12 protein-coding genes are annotated in these 14,441 nt (G+C 72.6%); 5 read left to right on the top strand and 7 right to left on the bottom strand.

The genetic code is table 11. The features are described from left to right. Positions 1-13: 13 nt before the first annotated feature. Positions 14-1,237, bottom strand: a complete 1,224-nt coding sequence (locus ACIA8R_RS15885) for a sensor histidine kinase (RefSeq protein WP_397038912.1) — start codon at positions 1,235-1,237, stop codon at positions 14-16. Positions 1,238-1,347: 110 nt separating this feature from the next. Here ACIA8R_RS15885 and ACIA8R_RS15880 point away from each other — a divergent pair, with 110 nt between their 5' ends. The 3 genes from ACIA8R_RS15880 to ACIA8R_RS15870 are packed head-to-tail and all read left to right on the top strand — an operon-like array spanning position 1,348 to position 3,580. Beyond that, positions 1,348-1,587 (top strand): hypothetical protein, encoded by a 240-nt coding sequence (locus ACIA8R_RS15880; protein ID WP_397038911.1) that lies wholly within the window; start codon positions 1,348-1,350, stop codon positions 1,585-1,587. Further along, entirely contained in the window at positions 1,584-2,075 is a 492-nt protein-coding gene (locus tag ACIA8R_RS15875; protein WP_397038909.1) for a PH domain-containing protein, read from the top strand. Before ACIA8R_RS15880 ends, ACIA8R_RS15875 begins: the two co-directional genes overlap by 4 nt. Then, positions 2,072-3,580: a PH domain-containing protein gene (locus ACIA8R_RS15870; protein WP_397038907.1), complete on the top strand. Its 1,509-nt coding sequence runs from the start codon at positions 2,072-2,074 to the stop codon at positions 3,578-3,580. The genes ACIA8R_RS15875 and ACIA8R_RS15870 overlap by 4 nt, the downstream gene beginning before the upstream one ends. A 192-nt stretch (positions 3,581-3,772) precedes the next feature. On the opposite strand, the gene ACIA8R_RS15865 is transcribed toward ACIA8R_RS15870, so the two are convergent. The 3 genes from ACIA8R_RS15865 to ACIA8R_RS15855 form a co-directional block, all read right to left on the bottom strand. After that, on the bottom strand, positions 3,773-5,416 hold the full coding sequence (locus tag ACIA8R_RS15865) for a hypothetical protein (RefSeq protein WP_397038905.1): 1,644 nt from the start codon (positions 5,414-5,416) through the stop codon (positions 3,773-3,775). A 69-nt stretch (positions 5,417-5,485) separates the two neighbouring features. After that, the gene (locus ACIA8R_RS15860) at positions 5,486-6,925 is read right to left on the bottom strand and encodes a serine/threonine-protein kinase (RefSeq protein WP_397038903.1); all 1,440 of its coding nucleotides are present in this window, start codon (positions 6,923-6,925) and stop codon (positions 5,486-5,488) included. Then, positions 6,915-8,423 carry a serine/threonine-protein kinase gene (locus tag ACIA8R_RS15855; RefSeq protein ID WP_364091373.1) on the bottom strand — a complete coding sequence of 503 codons (1,509 nt, stop codon included), beginning with the start codon at positions 8,421-8,423 and terminating at the stop codon, positions 6,915-6,917. Before ACIA8R_RS15855 ends, ACIA8R_RS15860 begins: the two co-directional genes overlap by 11 nt. Positions 8,424-8,605: 182 nt before the next feature. On the opposite strand from ACIA8R_RS15855, the gene ACIA8R_RS15850 reads away from it, so the two are divergent. Further along, entirely contained in the window at positions 8,606-10,330 is a 1,725-nt protein-coding gene (locus tag ACIA8R_RS15850; protein ID WP_357700637.1) for a DEDD exonuclease domain-containing protein, read from the top strand. A gap of 17 nt (positions 10,331-10,347) precedes the next feature. Then, positions 10,348-10,635, top strand: a complete 288-nt coding sequence (locus tag ACIA8R_RS15845) for an Lrp/AsnC ligand binding domain-containing protein (RefSeq protein ID WP_357700639.1) — start codon at positions 10,348-10,350, stop codon at positions 10,633-10,635. Positions 10,636-10,864: 229 nt separating this feature from the next. On the opposite strand, the gene ACIA8R_RS15840 is transcribed toward ACIA8R_RS15845, so the two are convergent. From ACIA8R_RS15840 to ACIA8R_RS15830, 3 genes are read right to left on the bottom strand one after another with little or no spacing between them, the layout of a single operon-like run. Continuing rightward, the gene (locus tag ACIA8R_RS15840; protein WP_364091376.1) at positions 10,865-12,514 is read right to left on the bottom strand and encodes a ubiquinol-cytochrome c reductase cytochrome b subunit; all 1,650 of its coding nucleotides are present in this window, start codon (positions 12,512-12,514) and stop codon (positions 10,865-10,867) included. Next, positions 12,511-13,626 (bottom strand): Rieske 2Fe-2S domain-containing protein, encoded by a 1,116-nt coding sequence (locus tag ACIA8R_RS15835; protein ID WP_364091378.1) that lies wholly within the window; start codon positions 13,624-13,626, stop codon positions 12,511-12,513. The genes ACIA8R_RS15840 and ACIA8R_RS15835 overlap by 4 nt, the downstream gene beginning before the upstream one ends. After that, the gene (locus tag ACIA8R_RS15830; RefSeq protein ID WP_357700645.1) at positions 13,623-14,432 is read right to left on the bottom strand and encodes a c-type cytochrome; all 810 of its coding nucleotides are present in this window, start codon (positions 14,430-14,432) and stop codon (positions 13,623-13,625) included. Before ACIA8R_RS15830 ends, ACIA8R_RS15835 begins: the two co-directional genes overlap by 4 nt. Positions 14,433-14,441: the final 9 nt, after the last annotated feature.

Raw genomic sequence — 14,441 nt, 5'->3', positions numbered from 1 at the left:
AGCCCTCCGTCGTTCAACCCCGGTCCCCGTCCTTCTCGTGCGGCCACGGCAGCCAGGCGTGGACGCGGAACTCGCCGTCCGTCACGCCGTGCTCCAGCCGTCCGCCTGCCAGCTCGGCCCGTTCGGTCAGCCCGATGAGTCCGGCGCCCGCGCCCGGCATGCGCGGCCCGTGCCGCGTCCACACCGGGTTGCGCACCTCCGTCGAGACGCCCTCGCCCCGCTCCCCCGCCACGGCCACCGCCACCGGCGCGCCGCCCGCGTGCTTGCGCGCGTTGGTGAGCGCCTCCTGCACGATGCGGTAGACGTTGCGGCCCAGCCCCTCGGGGACGCCGTCCGCGGCGCCCAGGTCGAAGCGTACGTCCATGCCCGCCTGGCGGCACTCCTCGACCAGCGCGGGCAGGTCGGCCAGCGTCGGCTGCGGCCGGTCGGGCACCGGGTCGGCGGCGCCGGGCGGGGTGTGGCGCAGCACGCCGATCACCTCGCGCAGGTCCTGGAGCGCCAGGTGGGCGTTGCTCCTGATCGCGCCCGCCGCCCTGGCGACCTCCTCGGCGGGCGCGTCCGGCCGGAACTCCAGCGCCCCGGCGTGCAGGCTGAGCATCGAGATGCGGTGGGCCAGCACGTCGTGCATCTCGCGGGCGATGCGCTCGCGTTCGAGCCGTTTGGCGTCCTCGGCGGCGGTCTCGGCCCGCTGCCGCAGCGACCAGACGAGCTGCCGCCTGGCCCGGATGACGATGCCCCAGCCGTACACGGCCACCACGATCGTCACCCCGAACGCCGCCCCCCACAGCGGCGTCAGGTCCTCCTGGGGCCGCAGCAGCACGTACGGGGCCAGAGTGACCAGCGACAGCAGCGCGACCGGCCCGGACACCTTGAACGGCCGGTGCACCGCCACGGTGAACAGCGCCACCAGCGAGGCCCCGCCGACCAGCTCCAGATAGGACGACAGCAGGGTCGTCACCAGCGCGAACGCCACCGGCCAGCGCCGCCGCAGCCACACCCCCGCGCACGCCAGCGCCCCCACGATCTGCTCGACGGCCAGCAGCGGCTCGGGCTCGTTCCGGATCTCCTCCAGGCTGATGAACGTCAGGCCGCAGGCCAGCAGGAACAGCGCGATGTCGGAGACCCAGTCGAGGGTCGAGCGCCGCACCCGCCGCCCGCGGCCGTCGCCGAGCAGCGTGGACGGCAACGCCCACCGGTATTCCAGGGCCGGATCGCCCTCCCCCCGCAGCTCTCTCACATTCGTCGAGGTTATGCCCTGCCGAGGACCGCCCGACAGCGACCAAAGTCGATGTCGCCGCAGACCGATGGCCGAGGCGGGCGGGCCGCCCCGGCGGCGAGGGTGGAGGCATGAAAGCGGTGGTGGAGGTCTTCGGCTGGCTGCTGGTCCTGCAGGGGATCGGCGGCCTGCTCAACACCCTGTTCGGCTGGTGGGGATGGGCGCACGGCCTGCTCGTGGTCAACGTGCTGCCGTTCCTCGACGGTTACGAGATCTTCGCGGCCGTCGTGATCGGGGTGCTCGGGTTCGCGCTGCTCGCGGTGGCCGGCTCTGTGGCCAGGGCGTCGGGCCGGACGGAGGAGGGACGATGAGCGGGACCGTGTTGCGTCCGCCGCGGCACCGGCCCGACCGCAGGGCGGTGGCGTGGTGGACGGTGCAGTGGCTCGTCCTCATGGTCCCGGTGGCGGCCGCGGCCGTGGGCGCGTACGTGGCGTTCACGCCCCGTACGCCGGGGCTGGGGGCGGCGGCGGGGGCGTTCGCGGTGGCGTGCCTGCTGGTGGCGCTCGTCGAGCCGCGGGCGGCCTACCAGGTGCAGCGGTGGGAGGTCACCGACGAGGCGGTCTACGTCCGCCAGGGGTGGCTGACGCACACGTGGAAGGTGGCGCCGATGTCCAGGATCCAGCGGGTCGACACCGAGCGGGGGCCGGTGCAGCGGCTGTTCGGGCTGGCCGACGTCACGGTGACCACCGCCTCCTCCGCCGGGGCGGTCAAGATCACGGCGCTGGACCACGCGCTCGCCGCGGAGCTGGCCGAAGTGCTCACCGCGCGCACCCAGGCGACGCCCGGGGACGCGACGTGACCGGCTGGCAGCGGCTGTCGCGCCGGAGCCTGTGGAACGCGGCGGCCAGGTCGCTCGCACTGGTCGCGGGCGCGGCGGCCGGGCTGGCGCGGTTCCTGGTGGGCCAGGACTGGGGCCTGGGCGGCGTCGTCGCCGCGTGCGCGGGGGCCGCCGTGCTGATCGTGGCCGGGGCGGTGGCCTACGAGGAGGCCCGGCTGCGTACGACGTCCTGGCGGCTCACCGCCGACCGGCTCGAACTGCGCTCGGGCGTGACCGTCCGGCAGCACCGCTCGATCCCGCTGGACCGGGTGCGCAGCGTGGACCTGCGGGCCGACCCGGTACGCCGGGCGTTCGGCCTGACCGTGGTCAAGGTGGGCACCGGCGAGCACGCGGCCGAGGGCTCCGAGCTGGCGCTGGACGCCCTGGACCGGCACTCGGCCGAGATGCTGCGCCGTACGCTGCTGCGCCAGGACGCGCCCGCGCCCGCGGACGGCCCCCTGGCCGAGCTGCGCTGGTCCTGGATCCGGTACGCGCCCCTGTCGATCTGGACGTTCACCGGCGCCGCGGTGGTCCTGGGCGCGGCCTACAAGGCGCTCGGCGCCGTCGGGCTCAAGGACTTCTCCGACCGGGCGGCGACCGGCCTGTGGGACTGGGTGAGCACGCAGCCCTGGCTCGCGGTCCCGCTGCTCCTGGCGCTCAACGCGGCCGTCGGCGCGCTCGGCGCGTTCCTGCTGTACGCCGAGTCCTGGGGCCGCTACCGCCTGGACCGCGAGCCCGGCCGGCTCAGGCTGCGCCGGGGGCTGCTGACCACGCGCTCGCTGACCCTGGAGGAACGGCGGCTGCGCGGCGTCGAGATCAGCGAACCGCTGCTGCTGCGGCTGGGCGGCGGCGCCCGCGTCAAGGCCGTCACGACCGGGCTGGCCAAGAAGGACGACGAGACCGAGGACGTGGCCGCGCTCACGCCCCCGCTCCCCCGCGCCGAGGCGACCCGCATCGCCGCCGCCCTCACAGGCCCGCCCACCGGCTCCGTCATGGGCGGGCCGCTCGTCCCGCACCCGGCGGCGGCCGGGCGGCGGCGGGTGGTGCGGGCGCTGGCGACGACGGTCGTGCTGGCGGCGTGCGCCGGGCTCGCCTGGTGGCTGCTGCCCGCGTCGTGGCCGCGCGGGTGGCTCTGGGCGGCGCCCGTCCTGGCGCTCCCGGCGGGGTTGTGGCTGGCCGCCGAGAGCCGTCGCGGTCTCGGGCACGCGCTGGGCCGGCGGCACCTGGTCACGCGCCGCGGCGCGCTCGTCCGCCGTACGGTGGCGCTGGACCGGGCCGGCATCACCGGCTGGACGTTCCGCCAGTCGTTCTTCCAGCGGCGCTCGGGCCTGCTGACCGTCTCGGCCTGCACGGCCGCGGGCGGTGGCCACTACGAGATCCTGGACGTGGGCCGCGGCGCCGGGCTCGACCTGGCGGCACACGCGGTGCCGGGCCTGCTGGAGCCGTTCCTGATCCGCGAGCCGGGTGGCGAGCGGCAGGCCGCGTGATCCACCACGGCTGCCCATGCCCCTGTAGCGGACAAGCGTGATCGCGCGGCCCGGCGGCTTGCTGATCAACAACGCTATTTGTCCCGCTTGCAACCGAGTTGCAGCCCTGTTAACTGTTGACGCGGATCTCCTGTCAGAGAGCCGGTCCCCGCGCGGCACGCGAGGACCGGCGGCGTCGCGCCGCGCGCGGGCTCAGCTTCCGACCGGCTGCTTGACCAGTTCGGCCAGGTACGCCCGGGCCAGGGTGAGCGCCCCCTCCTGCGCTTCCTTCTGCGGCATGAGCTTGACCTTGGGCGAGTTCGCCGGCTCGCTCTCGGGCCGTTCGGCGCCGGAGTAGTCGACCCTGACCACCAGCGCGCCGGTACGGGCGATCACCGTGCCGCTGGAGGCCGACACGTCGCCCTGCCTGGTCTGCACGAACTGGCTGTACGCCTGCTCGCCGAGCCCTTCGAGGTCGCGCACCTCGCCCCAGGTGATGCCGCCGATGGTCGACTTCTCGGTGTTCTTGTCGCCGCCGCGCTCGCCGGCGTAGTACGCCTTGGCCGCGCTCGGGTCGATCGCGCCCGCCCGGTTGGTGAAGCGGTGGGTGCTGATCAGCATGCTGCGGATCTTGACGTTCCCGGCCGTGCCCGGCAGGTCGAGGTTGAGCCAGCGGCACTCGGTCTCGTCGTCGTTGCCCGACTCGGTGGCGCGCGCCCTCGTCGTCGGCTTCGGCACCAGGCGGGTGGCGGCCTCCGTGACGGCCTGGCAGGCGGGTGGGAAGGCGGCCAGGACCGTGGGCGACGGCGTCGGGCGGGCGGTCGGGCTCTGGGTGACCTGGGCCTGGTCGGGCTTGGCCAGCACGCCGGGGTGCTGCGCCTGCCAGGCGGCCACCCCCTTGGCGAAGTACCCGATCAGGCCGCTGACCTCGCGGATCGCGTTGTCCTCCGTGATGGACCTGGTGCTCTCGTTGGACAGGATCCGCGCGTCCTTGCGCTGCTGCCCGGCCTGGAACTTGACCTCGATCGTCATGTCCCCGACCTGGGCGTGGGCCTTGCCGAAGGAGTACCACAACAGCTTGCCGTCGCGCCGCCAGGTGTACTGGGCGAAGGCGCCCTCGCCCACGCCGGTCACGTCCTTGACCGGGGAGACGTACTCCTTCTCGTCGGGGTCGAGCGAGGGCTTGGCGGTGGCGCCGTACTTGGCGCCCCGGTAGTCCATCTCGTACGAGCTCTGGGCCATCGAGCGGCCGGTCTTGGCCCCCTCGCCCTTGTGCTGGTCGATCTTGACGTCGATCTCCCTGCTGCGCCAGAACTCGCCGAACGAGATGCGCTGGTTCTGCCAGTTGCAGGCGAAGGTGACCGTGTAGTCGGAGTCCCTGGACGACTTGGCCACCGTCGCGCCGGGCGCCAGCCGTTCCGCCTCGTCCTGGGGCAGCATCGAGCACACGTCCGGGCCCGTCGCGGCGGCGGCCGGGACCGCGGAGTGCGCCGCCGACGAGGACGAGGAGGACGACGACGGCCCGGCCGCCGTCCCCCCGGAGCCCCTGTCGGAGATCAGGAGGTAGGCCCCCACGCCGCCCGCGGCCACGACCACCACGAGGGCCGCGGCGAGCACGGGCGTCAACCACGCCGGCCGGCGTCCGGGCGGACCAGTGGGCGGGCCGGGCGGCCTCCCCATCGGCCCGGTGGGCGGCAGCGCCGGCGGCGCCCACTGCGGCTCCTGCGGCGGCCCCCACTGCGAACCCCACTGCGAACCCTGCTGCGAACCCTGCGGCGGCCCGGACGGCGGCTCGAACCGCCGGCCCGGCACCGGATGAGGGGTGGTCGGCGGCTCGTACTCGCTACCGGGATTCACTGGCACTCCTGAGCTTGCCCTGACTTGCGGGGACACATGGTGATAACGCCCGTGCGGTGCGCTGGACGGTCATCGCGGCAGCGCCCCGGAGACAAGCCGGGCGACCCGCAGCGCCGTCTCCTTGTCGACCGGCGCCTTGACCGACACCTCGTCGCGGTGCCAGACCACCTCGCCGAGCAGGTTGCTGGAACGGAAGAGCACGGTGCTGTCGAACCGGCCGACCGCGCTGGAGGACATCAACAGCTCGAACCGGTGCTGCACGAACGCCGCCTCCCCCACCCCCGCGACGTCGCCGACCTCGCCGACGGCCACCCGCGCCCGGGTGCCCTCGGCCGCGCTCCTGGTGCCCTTCTCGCTGGTGAACCGGCGCAACGCCACCTGAGGCCCGCCGAGGCCGCCGTCGGGCCTCTCGATCCAGGTGCGGACGGTGATCCGCCGGCCCTGCCGCTCCTCCAGGCCGGCGACCCACTGGCACTCGCCGTCCCGCGTGGCGCTGCGCCGGGCCGCGCCCCGCATCAGCTCGGCGGCCTGGGCGTCGCTGAGCAGGCGGCAGGGGTCGGGGGCGGCGGCGTAGCGGCCGGTCTCGGGTTGCGCCGCGCCGACGGCGTACCAGCCGCCCGCGCCCAGCACCGCGACGCCGGACGCGACCGCCACCGGCAGCAGCCACCGCCGCCGGCGCACGGGGATCGGACCCGAGCGCACCGGCGCGCCGCTGAGCACCTCCCGGACCTGGGCCGCCGTGGGACGGGCGGCGGGCTCCTTGGCCAGCATCGCCATGAGCAGCCCGCCGAACTCGCGGCCCGCCCGCGCGGGGAAGGGCGGCTCGTGCAGCAGCACCGCCGCCGCGACCGCCGCGGGAAACTGCCGCTCGAACGGCGCCCGCCCCTCCACGGCGGTGTACAGGCTCGCGCCCAGCGACCACAGGTCGGACGCCGGGCCCGGCGCCTGCTCGTTGAGCCGCTCGGGAGCCATGTAACCGGGCGAGCCGCTGCCGACACCCCCGTCGCCCTGGCCGTCCATGGGGACGGCGATGCCGAAGTCGGTCAGCATGGCCGAGCCGTCGGCGTCGAGCAGGATGTTGGCCGGCTTGACGTCATGGTGGAGGATGCCGTGGGTGTGCGCGACCTCCAGCGCCGACAGCACCTGGAGCCCGATGCGGGCCGCGTACGGCGGCGGCAGCGGGCCGTTCTCCTTGATCACCTTGTCCAGGGACCGGCCGGTGACCAGGTCCATGATGATCCACGGCTGGTCGCCGTCGAGCACCACGTCGTGCACGAGCACGATGGCCGGGTCGCGCAGGCGTCCGGCCGACCTGGCCTCGTGGATGGCGCGGCCGGCGAACTCGGCCCGCTGGTGGGGGCTGAGCCCCGGCGGCACCCGCACCTGCTTGACGGCGACCTCGCGGTCGAGCGTCTCGTCCAGCGCCCGCCACACCGTGCCCGCGCCGCCCTGCCCGAGCTGCTCGACCAGCCGGTACCGGCCGGCCAGCAGGTAGTGGTCACCTCGCACGGCGCAACGCCTGCTCGCTCGCCCTGGCCGCCTTGATCGCCGCCTGCCGGACGTCCTCGTCGGTCGGCTTGTCGCCCAGGGTGGCGTACTCGACGGCCACCACCAGGTTGGCGATCCGGTAGTAGACGTGGGCGGAGTGGACGCGGCCCGTCCTGCCCTTCAGCTCGAACGCGAACGCCTCCTCGCCCAGCCCCTTCAGATCGTGGACGGGGGTGCGCGTGGAGCGCATGTCGGTCTTGACGCCGATCTCGGGCCAGGTCCAGTCGACCTGGTCGTACTTGGCCCAGTAGCGCTTCTGGTTCTGGAACAGGGTGCGGGCGGTGTCGGCGGTCATCGACCACGGATCGACGGTGTCGGAGTCCTTCTGCACCTGCAGGCCCACCCCGGTGCCCGCGACCGGCCAGCCGCACTCCGGGCCCACCTCATCGCCGTCCGGCTGAGCCTTGGGCGGGCTCTGGGTGCGCAGCAGGCCGCCGACGTCCTGCGGGGTCAGCAGGGTGCACACGTCCAACGGCACGGTGAACGCGGTCGGCGTCCCGCCGCCGACGTCGTCGCGCAGCAGGAAGAAGCCGGTGGCCGCGGCGGCGACGACGAGCACGGCCCCGGCCGCGCTCCACACCAGCAGCGGCCGGCCACGCCGGCCGACCCGGCGGGGAGCGGTCGCCTGCTCACCGGCCGCCGGGACCGGCGGCTGACCGCCCGCGGCCACCTGCCTGAGCGCGTGCACGACGTTGCGCGCATCGGGACGGGCGCCCGGGTGACGCGCCATCATGGCGGCCAGCAGCGGCCCGAGCGGACCCGGCGCGACCGGCACCGGCTGCGTCACGGTCGCCCTGACCCGCTCGGCGACCGAGCCCTGGTAGGCGTTGCCGCCGGTCACCGCGGCGAACAGGGTCGCGCCGAGCGACCACAGGTCGCTGGCCGGGCCGCCGGGCTCGCCCTCCAGCCGCTCGGGCGCGATGAACCCGGGCGAGCCGATCATCAGCCCCTGCTCGGTGAGCGTGGCCTGCCCCTCCTGCCGGGCGATGCCGAAGTCGGTCAGCACCACCCTGCCGCTGTCGGTCAGGTACACGTTGCCCGGCTTCACGTCGCGGTGCTGCAACCCCTGGGCGTGGGCGGCCAGCAACGCCTCCAGGACGTCGGCGCCGACGCGGGCGGCGTACTCGGGAGGCATGGGCCCGAACTCGCGGACGGTCTCGGCCAGCGTACGGCCCCGCAGCAGCTCCATGACCAGCCACGGCCGCTCGTGCTCGACGATGACGTCGTGCAGCGCCACGATGCCGGGATGGCGCAGCCGGGCGGTGGCCTGCGCCTCGCGGACGGCCCTGGTGACCGCGTGGGCGCGCTCCTTGGGCGGGATGCCCTCGGGCAGCGTGAGCTCCTTGACCGCGACCTCGCGGTCGAGCATCTCGTCCTTGGCCAGCCACACCTTCCCCATGCCGCCGGCGCCGAGTGGGCGCAGCAGGGCGTAGCGGCCGGCAAGTCTTCCCGCGGACATAAAGGGAAGGGTAACTAAGGATCAAGAAAGATGGTTATTCGAGCACATTTCCCGTTCGCCTCCTTCGCCCTTCCCGCCCACCCCTCACCGCGTCCCCACCTGCCACTCCGGCGCGCTCCGACACGCCTTCCGGCGTGGTCCGCCGGAGTAACTGTCGGACCCCCTCTCTATGGTCTTGGAACGTGGACGCGGTACAAGGCACCCTCGACGAGCTAGGCACCCCCCTCAGCGACGTCACGTTCGTCGTGTTCGACCTGGAGACCACCGGCGGCTCGCCGGCCGAAGACTCGATCACCGAGATCGGCGCGGTCAAGGTGCGGGCGGGTGAGGTGCTGGGCGAGTTCTCCACCCTGGTCGACCCCGGCGGGCCGATCCCGCCGTTCATCTCGGTGCTGACCGGCATCACCGACGCCATGGTGATGGCCGCCCCGCGCATCGAGGCGGTGCTGCCGAGCTTCCTGGAGTTCATCAGGGGCTCCACGCTGGTGGCCCACAACGCGAGCTTCGACACCCGCTTCGTCAAGGCCGCCTGCGCCGCCCACGGCTATCCCCCGCCGGCCAACCCGGTCGTCGACACCGTCGACCTGGCCCGGCGGGTGCTGACCCGCGACGAGACGCCCAACGCCAAGCTGTCCACCCTCGCCCGGTTCTTCCGCAGCCCCACCGAGCCGTGCCACCGCGCCCTCCAGGACGCCAGGGCCACCGTCGACGTGCTCCACGGGCTGATCGAGCGGGCCGGCTCCTTCCAGGTCCACACGCTCGAAGAGCTGAAGTCGTTCGTCCGCGCCCCCACGCCCGAGCAGCAGCGCAAGCGCCACCTGGCCGAGTCCGTCCCGCACGCGCCGGGCGTCTACTTCTTCGAGGACGAACGCGGCGAGGTGCTCTACATCGGCAAGAGCACCAACCTGCGCAACCGCGTGCGCTCCTACTTCACGGCCGCCGAGACCCGCCCGCGCATCCGCGAGATGATCGGCATCGCCGAGCGCGTGCGCCACGTCGTCTGCGCGACCGCGCTGGAAGCCGAGGTCAGAGAGCTGCGGCTGATCGGCGGCGCCAAGCCGCGCTACAACCGCCGCTCGCGCTTCCCGGAGAAGATGGTCTGGCTCAAGCTCACCGCCGGCCCCTTCCCCCGCCTGTCGATCGTGCGCGAGCTGAAGGACGACGACGCCACCTACCTCGGCCCGTTCAGCAGCACCCGCCTGGCCGACGAGGCCCGCATCGCCCTGCACGAGGCCGTGCCGCTGCGCCAGTGCACCCAGCCGATCAGCCTGCGCACCCGCCGGGCCGCCTGCGTCCTGCACGAGATGGGCCGCTGCGGCGCGCCCTGCGCGGGCAACGAGAGCCCCGAGGAATACTCCGTGCACGTCGAGAGCGCGCGCCGGGCCATGACCTCCGACGCCTCGCTCGTCTTCACGGCCGTGTCGGCCCGCATGGAGCGCCTGTCGGTCGAGCAGCGCTACGAGGAGGCCTCCGTCGACCGCGACCGGCTGGCCGCGTTCGTCCGGGCGGCGGCCCGCATGCAGCGCCTGACCGCCGTCACCCGCCTCCCCGAGCTGGTGGCCGCCAGCCCGGCCTTCGACGGCGGCTGGGACATCCACGTGGTCCGCTACGGCCGCCTGGCCGCGGCGGGCGTGATGCCGAAGGGCGCCCATCCCACGCCCTTCGTCGCCTCGCTCAAGGCGATGGCGGAGGCCGTCATCCCGGGCCCCGGCCCGGTCCACGCGGCCAGCGCCGAGGAGACCGAGTGCATTCTCCGCTGGCTGGAGTCGCCGGGCGTGCGGCTGGTCGAGGTCGACGGCGTGTGGTCGATGCCCGCCCGGGGCGCGGCCCGCCACAAGGCCCGCATCGATCTGGCCTATCGCGGCCTTGATCAGCGTCGCGACCGCGAGGGACGGCCTTTGCGATGACCGGATACAGTTAATGCATGGTCACGGCAATTGTCCACATCAAGGCCGAGGTAGACCGGATCCCGGAGGTCGCCCAGACGATCGCCGAGATCGACGGGGTCAGCGAGGTCTACTCCATCACCGGCGAATGGGATCTGCTCGCCATGGTCAGGGTCGCCCGTTACGAGGAGGTGGCCGAGGTCATCCCCGGGCGGGTCAACAAGGTCGACGGCGTCGAGCACACCGAGACCCACATCGCCTTCCGCACCTACTCCAAGCACGACCTCGACGCCGCCTTCTCGATCGGCTTCACCGAGACCGACTGACCCCGCTCCCCCGCCACCCTCGCGTCCGTTCCCGGGCCCGGCCGTCCCCCGGCCGGGCCCGAGGCGTTTCCCGGCCCGAACGGACGGCCGCCGCCCCGTGACGCCTCCGGCCCACCCCCTCAGGCCGCGGGCCGGGAGCAGGAACCTGCCCGTCCTCCCCGCGGCCGGCCCGGAACGCGAAACGGCCCGGACGGGTCATCCCGTCCGGGCCGATCATGCACGTACACCCCTAGTGGGTGAGGCTCCGGTCGTCGCCGGAACCGATGGCGGCGTGCTCGCCGTGCTCCTCGTGGTGCCCGTCGTCGAGCGGGATCTTCTCCCCGCCGTACGCCTGGGACATCTTGCCGCGAAGCCTGCCGAGCGGGCCGCGCATGCCCTTGGGCGGGATGCCGGAGGCGTCCTCGTCCACGGGCAGGGCCGGCACCGCCTCCTTGCCCCGCAGGTGGGCCTCGATGTCGTCGGACGGCGGCGTGTGCACCTCGATGAACTCGCCGTGCGGCAGCCGCTTGATGACACCCGACTCCACACCGTGCCCGATGACCGCGGCGTCGCTGCGCTGCAGGCCGAGGCACATGCGGTAGGTGATCAGGTAGGCCAGCGCCGGCGCGACGAAGACCAGCACCCGGCCGATGTACGTCGTCCAGTTGAGGCTGACGTGGAAGTTGGCCGAGATCTCGTCGTTGGCGCCGAGCAGCCACAGCACACCGTAGAACGTCATCGCCGAGATGCCGATCGAGGTGCGGTGGGGGTTGTTGCGCGGACGGTCGGCGACGTGGTGCTCGCGGTGGTCGCCGGTCACCCACCGTTCGATGAACGGGTAGAGCGCGAGACCGGTCATGATGATGCCCATCGGCACCAGCGCCGGGATGATCACGCTCAGCGGCAGGGTGCCCGCGTGGGCCGTGCCGAACAGGTTCCACTCCCACGGCGGCATGAGCCGCAGCGAGCCTTCGAGGAAGCCCATGTACCAGTCGGGCTGCGAACCGGCGGACACGTCCGCCGGTGTGTACGGCCCGAACAGCCAGATCGGGTTGATCTGCGCGAACGTCGCGAGACCCGACACCACGGCGAGCGTGAACAGGAAGTAGGCGCCCGCCTTGGCCATGAAGGCCGGGTAGAACGGCGCGCCCACCACGTTCTTGTTGGTACGCCCCTTGCCCGGCATCTGCGTGTGCTTCTGCACCCACATAAGCACCATGTGAGCCGAGACCAGCGCCAGCAGGATGCCCGGGATGAGCAGGATGTGCAGCGAGTAGAACCGGGATACGACGTCGCCGCCCGGATACTCCCCGCCGAACAGGAAGAACGTGATGTACGTGCCCACCAGCGGCAGCGAGATCGCCACACCCTCGGTGATCCGCAGACCGGCGCCGGAGAGCAGGTCGTCGGGGAGGGAGTAGCCGGTCAGGCCCTCGGCCAGCGCCAGGGTCAGCAGCAGCACGCCGATGATCCAGTTGAGCTCGCGCGGCTTGCGGTAGGCGCCGGTGAAGAACACCCGGAGCATGTGGACCGTCATGCCGGCCACGAAGAGGAGGGCCGCCCAGTGGTGCATCTGCCTCATCAGCAGACCACCCCGGACGTCGAAGCTGATCTCCAGCGACGACGCGTAGGCCTCCGACATCATGACGCCCTTGAGCGGCGCGTACGAGCCGTCATAGGCGACCTCGCCCATGCTCGGCTTGAACCACAGCGTCAGGAACGTACCGGTCAGCAGCAGGATGATGAACGAGTAGAGCGCGATCTCACCCAGCAGGAACGACCAGTGGTCGGGGAAGATCTTGCGCAGGTTGCGCTTGAGGAAGTTGGCCCCGCCCAGACGCTCGTCGAGGAAGTTCGACGGCCCGGCGATGGCCTTCGGTACGGCGTTCATGTCGCTCATGCCTGGCCTCCCTTCTCCCTGGCCTCGGCCTCGGCGTCGCCGCGTTCCCAGTAGCTGGGACCGACGGGTACGTCGAAGTCACCCTTGGCGATCAGATAGCCCTCGCCGTCGACCGTGATGGGCAGCTGGGGCAGCGGCCTGGCGGCCGGACCGAAGATGACCTTCGCGCCGTCGGCCGCGTCGAACGTCGACTGGTGGCACGGGCACAGGATGTGGTGGGTGGTCTGCTCGTAGAGCGCCGCCGGGCAGCCGACGTGCGTGCAGATCTTGGAGTAGGCGACGATGCCGTCGTGCGTCCAGTTCTGCCTGACGCCGCTCTTGAGCTCCTCCGGACGGAACTTGATCAGGATCAGCGTGGCCTTGGCGAGCGCGTTGAGGTCGTGCTGGTAGCCCTCGGGCACCACGGACAGGATGCCGCCGGGCGAGTTGAAGTCGGCCGCGCGGATCGGCTGGCCGGTGCCCTCGACGACCAGGCGCAGCGGCTTGCCCTCCTTGGTCTTCTCACCCCAGACGGTGTGGCGCAGCAGCTTGTTGAACTTCGCCGCGGGCATCTTGGAGTTGTCGAGGTCGCGCAGCAGCACCAGCGGCACCAGGCCGAGCGGCGCGGCGGCCAGCAGCAGCGTGCGGCGCATCAGCTTGCGCTTGACGAACCCGCTCTCGTTGGCGCCCTGCAGGAACGTCTCGGAGACGACCTCGCGGTCGTCCTCGTCCGAGGCCATCGAGTGGCGCTCCTGGACCAGCGCGTACTTCGGCATGATCTGGCGGACCCAGACCACGATGCCGACCGCGAGGCCGAGGACGGCGAGGGTCAGCGTGCCGCCGAGGGCGAGGTTGGAGACGCCCGTCGCCTCCGGGCTGCCCACCTGGAACACCACGTAGGAGATGAGGAAGGCGATCCCGGCCAGGAACGTGATCGCGAAGCAGAGCGCCACGATCTTCTCGGCCTTGCCGGCCTTGGTCTCGTCCTGCAGCGTCACGCCCGGGACGTCGCGGTCCGCGACCTCTTCGGTCTCAGCGGCGCCCAGCATCGACGTGCCGGCCGCGGGAGTGCCGATGACGCGCTTGGGCACGCGTTCGTCCGGCTGCTCGATCTCGTGCTCGTTGTCTGTCATGACTTCTGTCGCTTCTTCGCGGTGATCCAGATGGCGGCGAGGGCGAGCGCGGCGATGCCCGCCACGAACGCTACGAGACCTTCGGTGACCGGGCCGATGCGCCCGAGGCCGAACCCTCCGGGGTCCTTCTGCTCACGGACCTGGGTGATGTACGCGATCATGCTGCGCTTCTCTTCAGGCGTGATCGTCGAGTCGTTGAAGACCGGCATCGCCTGCGGGCCGGTGACCATCGCCTCGTAGATCTGCGTCGGCGACGACTCGTTCAGGTTGGGCGCGTACTTGCCCTGCGTCAGGGCACCGCCGGCGCCCGCCCAGTTGTGGCACTGGATGCAGTTGGCCCGGAACAGCTCGCCGCCCTTGCCGGCGTCGCCGAGCTTCGGGTCGACCTGCTCCTTGCCCGGCACCTGCGGGCCGCCACCCAGCGACTGCACGTAGGCGGCGATCTGCCGGGTCGACTCCTCGTTGACCCACGGCGCCGGACGCTTGCGGGGCGCCTGCGGGCCGGGGTTGGCGGCGGGCATGCGGCCGGTGCTCATCTGGAAGTCGACCGCCGCGGCGCCGACGCCGACGAGCGTGGGGGCGGTGTTGGTGCCCTCCGCGTTCATGCCGTGGCAGCTTGAGCAGTGGGCCACGAACAGGCTCTTGCCCTCGGCCACGTCGTCGACCTTGCCTGCCGCCAGCGCCGCGTCCGCAGGCTTGCCCGCCTGGACAAAGGCGGCGTATACCATCCCGACCAGCGCCAACGCCAAAATCAGGACGGCGTATCTCGCGAGGGGATGCCGCCGCCAAGCGGTGATCCTAGTCACAGAGATCCC

It is taken from the genome of Nonomuraea sp. NPDC051191 (assembly GCF_044455665.1).
Taxonomy (GTDB): domain Bacteria; phylum Actinomycetota; class Actinomycetes; order Streptosporangiales; family Streptosporangiaceae; genus Nonomuraea.
Note: the sequence above shows the minus strand (reverse complement) of the source record. Positions and strands in the feature narration are given on the sequence as shown.